Below are 14,472 nucleotides of genomic sequence, written 5' to 3'. Positions count from 1 at the left end.
GATTCTCCGTTCAGTCGGCCAGGGCGATGGGGCCGATCTCGTGGAACACATCGCCTGGGCCCGGGTTGTCTGGATGGGTATGACCCCCGAAGTGAGTCATGATACCCCACACCGCATTGAGCGACGTTTGCACGGCCCCTTCGACCCAGGCCGGGGTCCAGGACACATCGTCACCGGCGATGAAAATGCCGCGTTGTTCGGCGGGCAGGTCCTGTTGCATGAAGTGGGCGTACATGCGCTGGTTGTAGCGGTAGTGGCCGGGCAGGGCACCTTTGAAGGCGCCAAGGAAATGCGGGTCGGCTTCCCACGACACGGTGATCGGGTCGCCAATGATGTGCCCGGCGATGTCGACTTTCGGGTAGATCTTCTTCAGGGCATCCAGGGCCAGCTTCACGCGCTTTTCCACCGGGTGCGGGAGCATTTTCAGGGCGTCGCTCATCCACGAATATGACAGGCAGATCACGCCCGGCTTGTCGTCGCCGTTGTCGAACAGATAGGTGCCGCGGGTCAGGCGGTCGGTCAGGGTCATGCTCATCAGGTCACGGCCGGTTTCCGGGTCCTTGTCCTTCCAGAACGGGCGGTCGACCATCACGAAGGTTTTCGACGACTGCATGTAGCGGGTGCGATCCAGGGCCATCCACATCTTCTGCGAGAACAGCGATTCCTCACATTCGATCTGGGTGGTCAGCAGCCAGCTCTGGCAGGTCGTGAGTACGGCGGCGTAGTGGCGGGTATCGCCCCAGTTGTCGGTGACAGCCAGTCGCCCGTCGGCATCGCGGGCGATGCTCTTGACCCCCGGGCGCGGCGCGCCACGGTGCAACGAACTGAGGCTGGTGCCTGCCGGCCAGTGGGCGCAACGCTCGGGCACATGGCGCCAGATGCCCAGGGGCACCTGCTCGACCCCCCCCACCACCAGGTGCTGGTGATCGTCGCAATTGGTCATCACCACGCGGAAGATTTCCAGCATCGAGTTGGGGAAATCCGAATCCCAGCCGCCGGTGCCGAAGCCCACCTGGCCGAAGACTTCCCGGTGCAGGAAGCTGAGCTTGGCGAAGGCCTTGGAGGTGGCGACAAAATCGTAGAAGGTGCGGTCGTCCCACAGTGGGACCAGGGTGTCCCACAGCGCTTTGAGGCGCGGCACATCGCGGTCGCGAATGGCCTGCTGGATATCGCCGAAGCGGGCACCGTCTTCCAGGGCATCGGCCCAGGCGTCGGCTACTTCCTGAAACAGCTTGGGCAGGTCGGCGAGTTTTTCGGCGTAGTGGGTCTGGCCTTCCAGGTCAATGACCGTGCTGCCCGATGCCGGGGTCAGTGGGTTGGGGAAGGGTTTGGTTTCCAGGCCCAGCTTGTCCACGTAGTGGTAGAAGGCCGTGGACGACACCGGAAAGCGCATGCCGCCCAGTTCGGCGATGATCCCGTCGGTGCCTTCAAAGGCCTGGGAGCGCAGGCGCCCGCCCATCTTCGAGGCTTCGTACACCACCGGCTTGAGGCCCAGCTTCATCAGTTCGTAGGCGGCCACCAGGCCGGCGATACCGGCGCCGACAATCGCCACTTCTTCGCCGTGGCGTTCGCTCGGAATACTGCCCAGGCCCGCCGGATGCTCGATCCAGTCGTCAAAGGCGAACGGAAAGTCCGGGCCGAAGATGGTGATGGGTTGCTTGCCGTCGGCGGGGTGGCGATTGTTCTTGTTCATGGGGGACCTTGCCAGGGCTGCGCGGGGTGCGGAGCTTGAGTATAGGAAAACGCTGGCGGTCAGTTTAGAGGGCGGGGATTACGTAATTAAGATGCAGAGTGTCGTCTATTTGATCTATCTGTGGTCGATATGACGAATATATAAATCAAAATGACGGCAGTAGGAGCGGGCTTGCCCCGCGATAGCGTTCTGTCAGTTACACCGGCTCGCGGGGCAAGCCCGCTCCTACAGGTGGCCGCGGTCGACTTTGCTGCTGAGGATGATGGAGGTCGTGGTTTTTTCCACGCCCTCGACGCTGCCGATCTGGTCGAGCAACTGGTCCAGTTGTTCGGGGGAGTCGCTGCGCAGCCAGGCTACGTAGTCGAACTCGCCACTGACCGCACACAGTTGCTGGATCTGTCCCATGGCGCTCAGGCGGCGCACCACGTCCTTGCCGGAGCGCGGCTGCACGGTGATGCCGACATACGCCTGCAGGCCGCCATCCATCACGCGCTGGCCCAGGCGCACGCCGTAGCCGCTGATGACCTTGGTCTTTTCCAGGCGCGCCAGGCGCGAGGTGACGGTCGTGCGGGCGATGCCCAGTTGGCGGGCGAGCATGGCGACGCTTTCGCGGGCGTTGATCTGCAGCAGCGAGATCAGCTGGCGGTCGATTTCATCGAGGGCGACGGGGCGGCTGTCGGACATGGGCACTCTCTGGCACACGGAATAAGCGCGATAGCCTATCCACTCCACCTACCGCCCAGCAAGGCGCCTGCGGTCAGTGGGCCTTGAAGCAATGCTGCGCCGCGGGAAAACTGCCGTCGCGTACCGCCTGGGCGTAGTTGTCCAGGGCCTGGATGATCTGCCCTTGCAGGTCGGCAAAGCGTCTGACGAAGCGCGGTTGGTAGTCGCTGAACAGGCCCAGCAAGTCTTCGGTCACCAATACCTGCCCGTCACAGGCTGCAGATGCACCGATACCGATGGTGGGAATGCGCAACTCTTCACTCAGCTGTCGTGCCACGGGCTCGGCGATGCCTTCGAGCACTATCGAGAAGGCGCCGGCGGCCTGCATGGCCTGTGCATCCCGGCGGACCTTGGCGGCGCTGGACTCATCCCGGCCTTGGGCCTTGAACCCGCCCAGGCTGTTGACCTGCTGGGGCATCAGCCCGACATGGGCCATCACCGGGATGCCACGGCGAACAAGGAAGGCCACCGTTTCAGCCATTTCTTCCCCGCCTTCAAGCTTGACGCCTTGGGCGCCGGTTTCCCGCAGCACGCGCGAGGCGCTGGTAAAAGCCTGCTCGGGCGACGCCTGATAGCTGCCGAACGGCAGGTCGATGACCACGCAAGCGCGCTGGGCACCCCGCATCACGGCCTGGCCATGGGCGATCATCATGTCCAGGGTCACGCCCAGGGTGCTGGGCATGCCATACAGCACCATGCCCACCGAGTCGCCGACGATGATCACATCGGCCGCGGCGTCCACCCAGCGAGCCATGGGTGTGCTGTAGGCGGTCAGCACTACCAGCGCGCCGGCACCTTTGCGCTGCTCGATTGCAGGAATGCTCGTTCGGTTTGCTTGCACATGGCTGCTCATGGGGTTCTCCAAAGGGGTTGTTCAACGAGTGCGGGCGCAGGCTAACATCGGTCTTTGTCGGCTCACTTGAGCAAAGGAGACAGGCAATGCCGCAAGCGAGCCAAATCCCGGATGTGCCCCCCGTTCCGGATTTCCAGCAACTGCCGGGGCCTGTTTACCGACGCATGTTTGCCATTCCCGCAGGCCATCGGGTCGAGATGCACAGCCATCCCTGGGTGCAGTTCACCTATGCCAGCGAAGGCATCATGCAGGTGCTGACCGAACACCACAGTTATCTGCTGCCGCCACAGTGCGCGCTGTGGATTCCGGCCGGGGTCCGGCACACCGCCTACAGCGGGCAGACCATCGAGTTTCGGGGGTTGTACCTGGATGATTCCCTGCTCAACGGCTATCAGCGCCCCTGCGGCGTAATGCAGGTGACACCGCTGGTACGTGAGCTGATCGAGAAGGCCAACCAATTTTCCGCCGACTGTCCCGCCCAGGGCCGGCAGGCGCGGCTGTTGCAGGTGCTGGTCGACGAATTGCGCGAACTGCCCGAGGCCCCTTTTGGCTTACCCCTGCCGAGTGACCCGCGCTTGCGCAGGATCGCCGAAGCCCTGCAGGCCAACCCTGCAGACAACCGCAGTATCGAAGACTGGGCGCAGTGGGTGGGGGCTTCGCGGCGTACGCTGGTGCGGTTGTTCCAGGCGCAGACACAGCTGTCGTTTCGGGAGTGGCGTCAACGCCTGCGTTTGCTGGCAGCGTTACCGTTGCTGGCGCAAGGCATGAGTGTCACGACCCTCGCCAATGAGCTGGGGTATGACTCGGTGTCGGCATTCATCGCTTTGTTCGCCCGCCACTATGGCGTGACACCGGGTTTATACGCCTCGCGGTTGGGGGCAGTTCAACCGGCGTGAACCAGCGCTTTCACCTCGTCCAGGGTCTTGTAGGGAATGACGCTGCGTGGAATGCGCGAGTCGGGGGAGAGGTTGTAAACAGCAAATCGCTCATCGATGACCGAGGTGGCCACCAGGTTGAATGACGGCAATATGCGTGACTCGAAATGTTGGTCCAGGCCACAGGGAGAGCGCTCCATACCCTGATGCTCATAGAACCTGGGCAGGTTCTGATTGAGGTCTACACCCACCAGGAACACCTTGCTGAAACCGGCATGATAGGCAATCTGCAAGGCCAGGTAAGCCACTGTGCGCGCATCGAAAAAGCCGCGCTGCAAGTTCTTGCTGAACCCGGCTTTCTTGCTACAGCCTGCAAGCGATCGGTAGCGGATCAGTTCCGGGTCTTTCTTGAACATCAGATCCATCAGGTGCGCCTTGGGCGCTTTTTTCAGGAAGTACACCTCTGCGTTGGTCTCGACTTCAAGGGATCGAAAGTGATGTTCCCAGAGCGCAACTCGCTCACTGCGCTGCAAGGCCTCGGCAAACAGCTCCGGTTGCTGAACAGAAAAGTGAGTGTCGGTGCAGGTGTAGAAGAACGGTCTTACCGGCGTGTCCATGAACAGGGAGATGGCGCCGTTCATGGTGATCATGGGGACGTCACTGAAGTCCTCGATGGGAAAGTCCTTCGCAGATTGGCCCGAGGCGATGATAAAGACTGCGCCCGAGCGGATGTTCCGACAGTCCTCGAAGTTGTGCACGGTGAACCTTGCGTCAACGTTCAGTTAATACGTTTGACCCAGATCGCATAAAAACGGTTCCGCCACGAGGGGGGCGCTGATTAGTGGCTTTGTAATGGCAGTCGGGGGTGCGTAAAATCGCGTTTTTTCGGCTATGCCACACGGGCGAGCGGTTAGTGTTCAAAGGAAGTGTGTGGTGAGCAAGATCGAGTTCGATGTAGATGCCGTTTACTGCATTTCCCTCAAAGAGCGGCACGACCGACGGGAGCTGTTCAACCAGACCGTTGGCAGCCTGATTGGAAATCCGGTGACCTTTCACTTGGCCGAGCGTTGCGATGACCCGGTAAAGGGTTGTTATGAGTCACACCAGGCACTGGCGCAGAAGGCGCTGGACCTGGGCCTGCAGCGCGTGCTGATTTTCGAGGATGACGTCAAAGCCTATACGCTCAAGGCGACGCCGGTCCGTTGGATCAACCGCTTTATCCGCACGCGCAAGTTCGAGGCGTTGCATCTGGGGTACAGCATGGGCAAAACCTGGCTCACCTGGTTCCCGTACATCGCCCGTGGCCGCGTGGTGGCGCTTCACGCCTACATCCTTTCGCCCGAAGGCTGCCGCATCCTGGCCCAGACGCCTTACGACGGAACCCCCGTGGATGTCGTGTTCAAGCAGCGGATCAAACAGCACTGCGCATTCCCCATGCTGTTTCGCCAACACGCGGCTTCAGCTACCGGCAGCGATATCGAAAGCGTGGTCCGAAACGAGGATGCGTTCTGGCAGCGCAACTGGGATAAACATCGCATTTCGCCGCTGAAGAACTTCTGGCGCACCGTATTGCGAGTGCGTTTCTGAGGGAATCGAACTAGAGTCTGGAGTTGCCGGCGCAAGGGATGCCGTGCGGGTACCCATGCTCTGGAGTCGAGATGAGTCAGGATAAGGCCGTTCGCGTTCTTCAATCAGTGAAAAACGTCGTGCTCAGCGCGCTGGCAGCGTTCAGCCTGGTGCTGGTGCCGCTGGTTTGGGTGCCGTTGATTGTGGGGGACTGGGTAGTGGAAAAGCTCAAGCGCCAGGGGCCGCGTCGCTGATAGAAACCAGACACCTTGCCCTGATACAGGCATAAAAAAACCGCGCATTGCGCGGTTTTTTATTTGGTGGGCCCACACGGACTTGAACCGTGGACCAAAGGATTATGAGTCCTCTGCTCTAACCAACTGAGCTATAGGCCCCAGTGGTCGCGGATTATAACGAGGGTTTCCTGCCTGTGCCATCCGAAAGATCCGAAAGTGCTATGCGTAGAAACGTTGCGGCGAAATCGTCGGCCGACACGGGCAGGCTGACGATGTAGCCCTGTATCTGTTCGCACCCTTCGGCGGCCAGGAAGCGTTGTTGAGCTTGGGTTTCCACGCCTTCGGCAATGATGGTCAGTTGCATGCTGCGCCCCAGGGCGATGATCGCCCGGGCAATGGCCACATCATGGGGGTCATCAGGCAGCCCGCGGATGAAGGATTGGTCGATCTTGAGGATGTCCAGGGGCAGTCGCTTGAGGTAGCTCAACGACGAGTAACCAGTGCCAAAGTCGTCAATCGCCAGTTGCACGCCCAACTGCTTGAGTTGGTGAAGAATGGCCAGGGCTTCTTCTGCCTGGCTCATGATGAAGTTCTCGGTGATTTCCAGTTGCAGGTCGCCGGCCTTCAGGTGATGGGTTTTGAGCAGATGTTCGATGCGTTTGACCAGGCTTGTCTGGCGCAGTTGGGCACCGGCGAGGTTGACGGAGAGGGGACCGAAGGCCAGGTAGTTTTTCTTCCAGTCTTGCATCTGCCGGCAGGCCTGTTCCAGCACCCAGTCGCCCAGCTGCAGGATCATGCCGTTCTCTTCGGCCAGGCCGATAAAGTGTTCCGGCGGCACTTCGCCAAGCAGGGGGTGCTTCCAGCGGATCAACGCTTCGGCACCCACCAGGCTCTGGGTTTTCAGGCTGAATTTGGGCTGGTAGCTCAGGCTCAGTTCGTTGCGCTCTATGGCGCGCCGCAGCTCATGCTCCAGGGCGATGCGTTCGCTGGCCTGGGCGGTCAGGTCGCGGGTGTAGGACTCGACCCGGTTGCGGCCCTTGGCCTTGGAACGGTACATGGCGGCGTCGGCATTGCGAATCAGTGAGGCGACATCGGTGCCGTCCTGTGGGTACAGGCTGGTGCCGATACTGGCACTGGTGAAGAACTCGTGTTCTCCCGCCTGGAACGGGGCACTGAAGCAGGCCAGCAGCTTGTTGGCGATGAGGCTGGCATCGCCGGGCTGGTGCAGGCCGGGGAGCAGAATGATGAACTCGTCACCACCCAGGCGCGCCACGGTGTCGATGTCACGCACTTGCTCCTTGAGGCGCTGGGCGATGCCCTTGAGCAGCAGGTCGCCCACCGGATGACCAAGGCTGTCGTTGATATGTTTGAAACGGTCCAGGTCCAGGAACAGCACCGCGCCTTGGCGGCGGGAGGCCTGGGGGCAAGTGAGCGCAGCCTGCAGGCGGTTCTCGAATAGGGTGCGGTTGGGCAGGCCAGTGAGCGGGTCGTGGTGGGCCTGGTAGTCCAGCTTGGCCTGGGCGTGCTTGAGGCTGGAAATGTCGGCGAACACGGCGACGAAGTGGGTAATGACCCGGTTGCAGTTGCGCACGGCACTGATGGTCAGCCAGCTGGGGTAGAGCTCGCCGCTTTTACGTCGGTTGTAGATTTCGCCTTGCCAATGGCCCTCCGCGGTCAGCTGGTGCCACATGGCCGCGAAGAACGCGCTGTCGTGCTGGCCGGAGGCAAGCAGGCGCGGCGTTTGGCCCAGGGCTTCAAATTCGTTGTAGCCGGTGATTTCGCTGAATGCGCGGTTGACTGCGCTGATGCGCTGGTCGGTGTCAGTGATCAGTACGCCTTCAGCGGTGTTCTCGAATACCGTGGCGGCCAATTGCAGTTTTTCCTGCATCAGGTGGCGTTCGGTGATGTCCCGGGCGATGGTCAGCATGCAGTCGACACCGGCAATCGGCAGGGGGCGGGCCGACAGTTCACAGAGGCGGATCTGCCCGTCACTGCGGCGGATATGGCAACTGAAGTCGCGCACGAAGCCATCTCTTTTGATCATCTGCAGCAGGCGTCGCCGCTCGTTCAGGTCCACCCACATACCCAGGTCCAGTGAGGTCTGGTCCAGCGAAGTATGGCTGTCGAACCCCGTCAGGCGGCAGAAGCCCTCGTTGACTTCGATCAGCAGGCCGTCGCTTTGCCGGGACAGCAGCAGGCCATCAGGGGAGGCATGGAAGGCCTTGGCAAATTTCTCTTCCGAGGTGCGCAGCTGCTCCTGGGTTTCCTTCAGTTGGCTGATGTCGCGTACCGCCACGACCAGCGCCGGGGTGCTGTCGAGCTCTATGGTTTCGGCTGAGATGAGGCCGGTGAACAGTTGGCCGTTGCTGCGTCGGAAGAGTGTCTCCAGGTTGCGGATGCTGCCGGACTGCAACCGTTCAAGCAGTGTTGGGCCGATACCGTCGATTCCCCAGATATTCAGTTCGGTAGTGGTACGGCCAACGACGCTGTCGGCGTCCAGGCCAATCTGCTCCTCGAAGGCCTCGTTGACTTCCAGCAAGCAGCCGTCGCTGAGGCGGGCGATCAGCAGGATGTCCGGGCATTGCTGGAACACCGAGACAAACTTCTGCTCCGACAGGCGCAGGGCTTCTTCGGCGTTCTTGGTTTCGCTGATGTCGATCATCAGCCCGCGCATCACAGGTTTGTGCCCATGTTCGATCAGGCTGACGATGTCACGCACCCAGAGGCTGCGGCCATCGGCGCAGATCACCCGGTAATCGAGGCTGTGATCGCGCCCGGCGGCGGTTTCGCTGTCGCAGAAGGCCTGGGCCCAGAGGGCATCGTCGGGGTGGATGATGCTGCGCCAGAAGCCCGGGCGCAGCCAGTGGCTCAATGGGTAGCCCAGCAGGTCTTCGGCATGGGGAGAAACATAGTTGTAGGTGAAGTCGTTGGCGTCGGCTTCCCAGGCAATCGCCGAGAGGCTTTCGACCAGGCCGCGGTAGTGGTATTCGCTGCTGCGCAGCTCCTGTTCCAGGGCAACGCGGCGAGAAATTTCCGAGCTCAGGCGTCGGTTGACCCGCATCATCACCGCCAGGATCGCCACCAGTAGCAGTACAGCGGGAAGCCCGTAGATGAGCAGGTCGTACCAGACCGTGCGATGGTCCAATACCTTGCCGACCCAGCGCTCTTGAATATCGCTGATCTCAGCGGCGCTCATGTCGGCGATGACCTTGTCGAGGATGCCGACCAGGATTTTCTGCTCTTGCGGTACCGCCATGGCCAGTTGATAGCGATAGGGCGTTTCACCGCTGACATACATGCCTTCTAGCTTGAGCTGGCGCAGGCTCCAGACGCTCGAAGCGAGATCGCCGACCACGGCATCGACTTCGTCGGTGGCCAACGCCTGCAAGGTCGAGCTGACATTGCGCATGGCGACCAGGTTCAAGTCGGGGTGGTGGGTGCGCAGCAGCTCGTGGGGCGCGTAGTTTTCCACGACGGCAATCTTCAGGCCGTACAGGTCCTTGATAGTGCGGGGTTGTGCGCCTCCCTTGTGGGCGAGGATGACAATCGGAAAGTCCAGGTAGGGGCGGGTGAAGGCGAGAAAGCCCTGGCGTTCGGGGGTCGACATGATCCCGGGCAGCACGTCCAGTTTGTTCTGGCGTGCCTGTTCCAGGACGGCGGTCCAACTGGTCTGTTCGCCGACCGGCTTGAACGTGATGCCCAGTCGGTCTTGCATCAAAGCAATGTAATCGGCGGCCAATCCCTGGTAGCGGCCCTCCTGGTCACGGAACTCGAACGGTGGCCAGGATGCGTCGACGCCCAGGCGCAGCTGTGGGTGGGCGCTGAGCCAGGCTTGTTCATCGTCTGTCAGGGGCAGGGCGCCGGCCGCTGCGCTCCAGAGTAATTGGAGCAACAACAGAAGGGCCGGCATTCTGGGCATAGCGGCCTCGTCACACATGTGGGTTGCATTCGAGTGTAGACGGGCATTTCGCCAGCGGGGTAGTGGCGAAAGTCTTAAAGTTTTCTACGGCACTAAAGAAAAACCCCGGCCTGGGCCGGGGTTTGTCATCACTCGTCGAGGAAGGAGCGCAGATGCTCGCTTCGCGTCGGGTGGCGCAGCTTGCGCAGCGCCTTGGCTTCGATCTGACGGATCCGTTCACGGGTCACATCAAACTGTTTGCCGACCTCTTCGAGGGTGTGATCGGTGTTCATGTCGATACCGAATCGCATGCGCAGCACTTTGGCTTCGCGTGCGGTCAGACCGGAGAGCACGTCACGGGTCGCTTCCTTGAGGCTTTCGACCGTGGCGACATCGATTGGCGACTGCATGGTCGAGTCTTCGATGAAGTCACCCAGGTGCGAATCTTCGTCGTCACCGATCGGCGTTTCCATGGAGATCGGCTCTTTGGCGATCTTCAGTACCTTGCGGATCTTGTCCTCAGGCATTTCCATGCGTTCGCCCAGCTCTTCCGGGGTCGGTTCGCGACCCATTTCCTGCAGCATCTGCCGGGAAATACGGTTGAGCTTGTTGATCGTCTCGATCATGTGCACCGGAATACGGATGGTGCGGGCCTGGTCGGCAATCGAACGGGTGATTGCCTGGCGAATCCACCAGGTGGCATAGGTCGAGAACTTGTAGCCGCGACGGTATTCGAACTTGTCCACCGCCTTCATCAGGCCGATGTTGCCTTCCTGGATCAGGTCGAGGAACTGCAGGCCGCGGTTGGTGTACTTCTTGGCGATCGAGATAACCAGACGCAGGTTGGCCTCGACCATCTCTTTCTTGGCGCGACGAGCCTTGGCTTCACCGATCGACATGCGACGGTTGATGTCCTTGATCTCGGCGATGGTCAGGCCAGTCTCGTTCTCAAGGTCGATCAGCTTCTGCTGGCAAGCGACGATTGCAGCGTCCTTCTCACCCAGGGCCGCAGCCCATTTGGTGCTGCGCTTGGCGAGGTCACCGCTCCAGGTCTGGTCGGTTTCGTTGCTCGGGAACAGACGCAGGAAGTCGGCGCGAGGCATACGTGCATCACGTACGCACAGCTGCATGATCGCGCGCTCTTGCTGACGCAGGCGATCAAGGGCGCTACGTACGCGCTCGACCAGGCCTTCGAACTGCTTGGGCACCAGCTTGATCGGCATGAACAGCTCAGCCAGGTCGAGCATCGCCTTGATGCTGTCCTTGTGGCTGCGGCCGTTCTTCTTCAAGACTTTGAGGGTGGCGTTCAGTTGGTCCTGAACTGCACCGAAACGCTGACGAGCAACTTCAGGATCGGGACCGCTTTCGGCCTCTTCCTCTTCCTCGGCGCCTTCTTTCTCTTCGTCTTCATCGTCGTCGGCATCGGCCTTGGCCGGTGCTTTCGGGTCGATCGGCGGCGGCACTTCGGCCGGTGGCGCGATGCCGTCGTCCGGGTCGATATAACCGCTCAGGACGTCGGACAGGCGGCCACCTTCGGTGGTGACGCGATCGTACTCGGACAGAATGTGTTCGACGGTACCGGGGAAATGAGCGATAGCGCCCATGACTTCACGGATACCTTCTTCGATACGCTTGGCGATTTCGATTTCGCCTTCGCGGGTCAACAGCTCGACGGTACCCATTTCACGCATGTACATGCGCACTGGGTCTGTCGTGCGACCGATATCGGTTTCCACAGCCGCCAACGCAGCAGCGGCTTCTTCAGCTGCGGCTTCGTCGGTGTCGGCTTCGGCCAACAAAAGGGCATCCGCATCCGGAGCACTCTCGAATACGTTGATCCCCATGTCGTTGATCATGCGGATGATGTCTTCCACCTGCTCCGGATCTGAAATATCCTCTGGCAGGTGGTCGTTGACCTCCGCGTAAGTCAGGTAACCCTGCTCACGACCGCGGGTGATCAACTCTTTGATGCGAGACTGCTGTTGCGCTTTTCCGGACATAACACCCTATCCACTGAAGGTCTTGGCGGGCAAAAAACAAGCCGAGGATTATACCCGAGCTAGGACCTCACGCGCCAGTTGAGGTCGGGGTTTGTGCGGGAACATTCCGGCTTAGCAGGTCGCGCAGCTGATTTTTTTCCTCTGCGCTCAACTCACTTTGACGTGCTTTCCTGAGCAGATGTTCCAGGCTTCGCTCGCGTTGGCGAGCGGACAAGCTAGTTATGGTGTCGAAAAACTGTTGTTCAAGGTTGTCGGCATCGATCAGCCATTCCTTTTCCGCCAATGCCCGCAACAAACGACCCTGTTCGGTGCCATGCCAGCGGGCGATCAACTGTAGTGAGCGTAGCTCAGGATTCTTTTGCAGGGCCTCGAGCAGGGCTACCAGCAACTGAGCGTAGACGTGTTCTTCGGCCGCGAAGTGGCCAGCATCCTCGACTTTTTTAGCCAGCTGCGGATGGTGCAGCAGGGTGCGCAAAGCGCTCAAGGTCGGGGGTTCCACCGAAGTCGGTATCCGGGGTGGTGCATCCTGGCGTTGGCCGTTGCGATCCCAGGGCTTGCCTTTCTTGTCCCAGGGCTTTCCTTCCCATTTCTTCTTGCCACCCTTGTTCGGTGTCCACTGCTGTTGCGGTGGCGCGTAGTCGGGCTGGTGAAAGTCACCGTAGTCCGGGGTGTAGTCGGGGATGGCATCGTAGTCGATGCCTGGGTCATAACTGGGCGGTGCTTCGGCAGGCGCGTTGTGGCTCAGTTGCTCGACTTGCTGGTTGTCGAGGCCGGTGATTTCCTTGAGGCGATTGCGCATCAGGGCGCGCAGGTTGGCACCGGGTACTTTTTCGATCAACGGTGCCGCGAGGGTGGCCATGTGGGCCTTGCCCTCGAGCGATCGCGGGTCGGCCTCTTCGGTCAACTGCTGGAAAAAGTAGTCGGCCAGGGGTTGGGCGTGCTGGTTGATCCGGGCGCGGAAGGCATCGGTGCCTTCCGTGCGGATCAGGGTATCCGGGTCCTCGCCTTCGGGCAGGAACAGGAAGCGCGCCTTGCGGCCGTCCTGCAGGCTCGAGAGCGTAGACTCCAGGGCGCGCCAGGCGGCATTGCGGCCTGCCTGGTCGCCATCGAAGCAGAACAGTACGCTGGGCACCACGCGAAACAGGCGCTTCAGGTGCTCTTCGCTGGTGGCCGTGCCCAGGGTTGCTACCGCGTTGCGCAAGCCTTGCTGGGCCAGCGCAATAACGTCCATGTAGCCTTCGACCACGATGATTTCATCAAGGTTGCGGTTGAACTTGCGTGCTTCGTACAGCCCGTACAGTTCCTGGCCCTTGTGGAAAACCGGGGTTTCCGGGGAGTTCAGGTACTTGGGCTTGTCGTCGCCCAGCACTCGGCCGCCAAATGCGATGACACGACCGCGGCTGTCGCGAATCGGGAACATCACGCGGTCGCGAAAGCGATCGTAGCGCTTGCCGCTCTCGGCGTTCTCGATCAGCAGGCCGGCATCAATCATGGCCTTCTGTTGCAGGGTGTCACTGCTCAGGTGCTTGAACAGGTTGTCCCAGCCCGGTGGTGCATAGCCCAGGCCGAAATCGCGAGCGATCTCGCCGGACAGCCCGCGGCCCTTGAGGTATTCAACGGCCGAGCGACGGGTAGGGTGGCTTTTCAGCGCCTGGCGATAATATTCGGCGGCGGCTTCCAGTAGCGGGTAAAGCGGCGAGTCCGTGGGTTGGCGGGGCTTTTGCCCGCGTCCGCCTTCTTCGCGTGGCACTTCCATGCCAGCAGCCTTGGCCAGTTCCTCGACGGCCTGGGGGAAGTCCAGGTTGTCGTGGTCCATGATGAAGCCAAGGGCGTTGCCGCCTGCGCCGCAACCAAAGCAGTAGTAGAACTGCTTGTCGGGGCTGACACTGAAAGACGGGGTTTTTTCTTTGTGGAACGGGCAGCAGGCGGTGAGGTTCTTGCCGGCTTTTTTCAGTTGCACGCGCGAACTCACCACATCGACGATGTCGGTACGGTTGAGAAGGTCGTCAATGAAACTTTGGGGAATCAGCCCGGCCATGGCGCTCTCATCATCAGGCGATAAACCAGTGTAATCGCTAATGCTGCAGGGACGGCTTCGCGTTCGAGCGATGTCGAATGGCGTAACACAAAAGTAGGAAAGTCGTGCTCGTCGGTAGCCGGTAAAGGCTCGTCAGTAATGACGTGCACAGCTGGCGTTGAGGCCAGTTCTGACGATTCAGGCAGGTTGTCCGCGTTTTAACAAACGGGACGCCTCGGGCACGAAGGCCAAAGGTTCAAGCAACTACTGCCGGCAGCCCGGCTTTGGGCCGGGCGAGGCAGAAGCTTGCGACGGGCGTCTGTATTAGTACAGACGAACGGCGCGGCGCTGTTCGCGCTGAACTTTCTTGGCGTGACGTTTAACAGCGGCTGCTGCTTTGCGCTTACGCTCAGAAGTCGGCTTCTCGTAAAATTCGCGGCTACGAACTTCAGCCAGAACACCGGCTTTTTCGCAGGAGCGCTTGAAACGACGCAGAGCTACGTCGAAGGGTTCATTCTCTTTAACTTTGACGGCTGGCATCCAGAGCTACCTTCATTCATTACCGGGGGTCAACGAACTCGTGGCAAAACTGTGCACTGGAGAACGTCGGT

At 60.7% G+C, this 14,472-nt stretch carries 11 protein-coding genes and 1 tRNA gene; 3 read left to right on the top strand and 9 right to left on the bottom strand.

Annotated elements, in window-relative coordinates; all coding sequences use genetic code 11:
* Positions 1 to 10: 10 nt before the first annotated feature.
* The 3 genes from U9R80_RS25130 to panB form a co-directional block, all read right to left on the bottom strand.
* A complete protein-coding gene (locus U9R80_RS25130; RefSeq protein ID WP_301842187.1) occupies positions 11 to 1,693 on the bottom strand; it encodes a flavin monoamine oxidase family protein in 1,683 nt (560 codons plus the stop codon).
* Positions 1,694 to 1,918: 225 nt separating this feature from the next.
* Positions 1,919 to 2,377, bottom strand: coding sequence for an Lrp/AsnC family transcriptional regulator (locus U9R80_RS25125; RefSeq protein WP_028942170.1), 459 nt, complete (start codon positions 2,375 to 2,377; stop codon positions 1,919 to 1,921).
* Between the two features lie 73 nt (positions 2,378 to 2,450).
* A complete protein-coding gene (panB, locus tag U9R80_RS25120; protein WP_301842186.1) occupies positions 2,451 to 3,269 on the bottom strand; it encodes a 3-methyl-2-oxobutanoate hydroxymethyltransferase in 819 nt (272 codons plus the stop codon).
* Between the two features lie 86 nt (positions 3,270 to 3,355).
* Between panB and U9R80_RS25115 the strand changes: the two genes are divergently transcribed.
* On the top strand, positions 3,356 to 4,165 hold the full coding sequence (locus tag U9R80_RS25115; protein WP_301842185.1) for an AraC family transcriptional regulator: 810 nt from the start codon (positions 3,356 to 3,358) through the stop codon (positions 4,163 to 4,165).
* On the opposite strand, the gene U9R80_RS25110 is transcribed toward U9R80_RS25115, so the two are convergent.
* Positions 4,153 to 4,794, bottom strand: a complete 642-nt coding sequence (locus U9R80_RS25110; protein WP_301842184.1) for a lipopolysaccharide biosynthesis protein — start codon at positions 4,792 to 4,794, stop codon at positions 4,153 to 4,155. The genes U9R80_RS25115 and U9R80_RS25110 overlap by 13 nt on opposite strands.
* 283 nt (positions 4,795 to 5,077) lie before the next feature.
* Between U9R80_RS25110 and U9R80_RS25105 the strand changes: the two genes are divergently transcribed.
* A complete protein-coding gene (locus tag U9R80_RS25105; RefSeq protein ID WP_301842183.1) occupies positions 5,078 to 5,731 on the top strand; it encodes a glycosyltransferase family 25 protein in 654 nt (217 codons plus the stop codon).
* 71 nt (positions 5,732 to 5,802) lie between these two features.
* Positions 5,803 to 5,964 (top strand): hypothetical protein, encoded by a 162-nt coding sequence (locus U9R80_RS25100; RefSeq protein ID WP_301842182.1) that lies wholly within the window; start codon positions 5,803 to 5,805, stop codon positions 5,962 to 5,964.
* Positions 5,965 to 6,028: 64 nt separating this feature from the next.
* On the opposite strand, the gene U9R80_RS25095 is transcribed toward U9R80_RS25100, so the two are convergent.
* From U9R80_RS25095 to rpsU, 5 genes are all read right to left on the bottom strand, one after another.
* Positions 6,029 to 6,105 (bottom strand) — tRNA-Ile (locus U9R80_RS25095).
* Positions 6,106 to 6,118: 13 nt separating this feature from the next.
* Entirely contained in the window at positions 6,119 to 9,865 is a 3,747-nt protein-coding gene (locus U9R80_RS25090; RefSeq protein ID WP_301842180.1) for a bifunctional diguanylate cyclase/phosphodiesterase, read from the bottom strand.
* A 128-nt stretch (positions 9,866 to 9,993) separates the two neighbouring features.
* Positions 9,994 to 11,844: an RNA polymerase sigma factor RpoD gene (gene rpoD / locus U9R80_RS25085; RefSeq protein WP_301842179.1), complete on the bottom strand. Its 1,851-nt coding sequence runs from the start codon at positions 11,842 to 11,844 to the stop codon at positions 9,994 to 9,996.
* 67 nt (positions 11,845 to 11,911) lie between these two features.
* Positions 11,912 to 13,882, bottom strand: a complete 1,971-nt coding sequence (dnaG, locus tag U9R80_RS25080; protein ID WP_301842178.1) for a DNA primase — start codon at positions 13,880 to 13,882, stop codon at positions 11,912 to 11,914.
* 303 nt (positions 13,883 to 14,185) lie between these two features.
* Positions 14,186 to 14,401, bottom strand: coding sequence for a 30S ribosomal protein S21 (rpsU, locus tag U9R80_RS25075; RefSeq protein ID WP_002551877.1), 216 nt, complete (start codon positions 14,399 to 14,401; stop codon positions 14,186 to 14,188).
* Positions 14,402 to 14,472: the final 71 nt, after the last annotated feature.

Source organism: Pseudomonas sp. JQ170C, assembly GCF_035581345.1.
GTDB lineage: Bacteria > Pseudomonadota > Gammaproteobacteria > Pseudomonadales > Pseudomonadaceae > Aquipseudomonas.
The sequence above is the reverse complement of the archived record's forward strand: the minus strand, read 5'-3'. Positions and strand labels throughout refer to the sequence as shown.